Source organism: Halobacillus sp. BBL2006, assembly GCF_000786645.1.
Taxonomy (GTDB): domain Bacteria; phylum Bacillota; class Bacilli; order Bacillales; family Halobacillaceae; genus Halobacillus.
On record NZ_JRNX01000765.1, the window covers coordinates 1 to 1,872 of the forward strand.

The 1,872-nt window shown below is 41.5% G+C and carries 3 protein-coding genes; all 3 read right to left on the bottom strand.

Features of this window, described 5'->3' with window-relative positions; genetic code table 11:
* Positions 1 to 137: 137 nt before the first annotated feature.
* Positions 138 to 362, bottom strand: a complete 225-nt coding sequence (locus LD39_RS19435; protein ID WP_035552162.1) for a hypothetical protein — start codon at positions 360 to 362, stop codon at positions 138 to 140.
* A 10-nt stretch (positions 363 to 372) separates the two neighbouring features.
* Positions 373 to 1,581, bottom strand: coding sequence for a Ger(x)C family spore germination protein (locus tag LD39_RS19440; protein ID WP_052158965.1), 1,209 nt, complete (start codon positions 1,579 to 1,581; stop codon positions 373 to 375).
* Between the two features lie 2 nt (positions 1,582 to 1,583).
* On the bottom strand, positions 1,584 to 1,872 hold a 289-nt coding region (locus tag LD39_RS19445), incomplete at its 5' end, for a spore germination protein (protein ID WP_197061466.1).

Consider the following 1,872-nt stretch of genomic DNA (forward strand, 5'->3'; position numbering starts at 1 on the left):
ATCTTGCTTGGCCTGCGCTGCGAGAGGCGTAGGGACGATAAGGATCGAACTTCCTATGGTAAAAAGGATGACAATCAGCATATACTGCCGCGGACTTATTTTTTGATTATCCATAAATTTCGTCCCTTTCCTTCCTCTTATAGTCCAAACCACGAGTGAATCATTCTATAAAACGATTGAATATAATCAAGCGGGTTAGGCAAATTCACTCCACGGCTTTCTAAAACACCTATGGAGGTCATGATAAAAAGCAAGATAGAGAAGTACCACATGTCCTTCTTCTTTTTTGCACGTTTTAGTTTGGGAAACTCTAGCAAGAAGATCCCTGCAGCGGCAGCTAGTATCGAAATGGTCGACCACATAAACGTTCACTTATCCTTCCTTGTCAATAGGCTGAACTGAATTCCCTTTTCGTCTGATTTTAGTTTTCACACTGATTTCGACCTCTAATTCTTTAAACTGATTTTCCCAATCCTTTTCAACCTTCTTGAAATATTCAGGATGATCACGGTGGAGGACATTTCCGAAACCGAACACATCACTGCCAAATTCCTGGGCTGCATGAACACTGTCTTGGATCACTTTCTCAATGACTTTATCCACTTCTTTGTTGATCTTTCTAATCGATTCCGGTTTGCTTAAATCAATATTGCAGTCTACTTCTCCGATATTTCCCTCTGCTTCCACTTCGATCTTTATAGTAGGTTTGTTTCCTTTCATCTCTGATTTCATAGAAGCTGAAGATCTTATAATTTCTGCACTTAACGTTCCTTCTTCTTTACAAGGGTGAGTAACCACCGTACTATTTACATTTCCTGTAGCATAATTCAATCCCTGACTCTGTTCTTCCGTTAACCATCCGACAAGTTGATCATCTTTAAAAACGCCTAGATTATCCACTTCCATCTTGGTAGGTGCGTCGACGTTCTCTACGTTACTGATATTTGTACCGATATCCTCTCCGCCCTCCATGAGAATACCGCTTAGCACCGGGTCTTCTCCATCGCTTCGAATAGCAGAGATTAGTTTATCAATGGAAACTCCTTTAGTTGCCGCCAAGTGTTTTTCAGCGTTTTCTATCGAGTTCATGATTTTGTTGGCGGGGATTTTTTCATAGGGTGTGATAATGCTCAACATACTTTCTACCGGAGCATTTTTTGCTACAACAACGTAAAAAGAGGTCCTATATTCGTGATCGCGATACAGAAAATCCAGGGTAGGCATAATGCCTTCTTCAGAAATTTTAGTTCCAAGTACCAATAAACGTAGCTGGGAAAAGTAAATTTTTCTTGGTGTCTTCTTGGACAATTTGCGGAAAGCTTCAAGAACCGTCCTACCTGTAGTGGAATAAGTGGATACAGGTGGACGGGTCGTCGGTGCATCTGTTGCGATTTCAGATGGATTGATAACCTGGACTGATAAATGATAAAGATCCTCATCCGTTTTATCGATTCCGAGTGCCACCGCAATGCCTAATTCGTCCAGCTCACGACTATTCCAACACCCTGTCAGCAAGAATAGACAACCAAATAAAATAACTATTCGAGTAAAAGTCAAATAGGGCAAGTGTTTGCACTTCATAATTAGTTCTCCTTAGATGAAGGGTTCGTACGTTTTTCATTCTTTTTCACTATGGAGCTTGGTCTTGTGAATAACCCCCAGTGGGGAAAGCGTAGTAAGACATCTTTTTGATCTTTCGGTACAAAAGGTGCGAAAGGGGACATGTAGGCTGTTCCGAAAGATTGTAAGCTGCACAGGTGAAACACCATGCCAATCAATCCTAGGATAATCCCGAACAATCCGAAGGTAGCGGCAAGTAACATGAAAAGGAATCGTAACATACGGATCGGGATTGCCATGTTATAGGCGGGT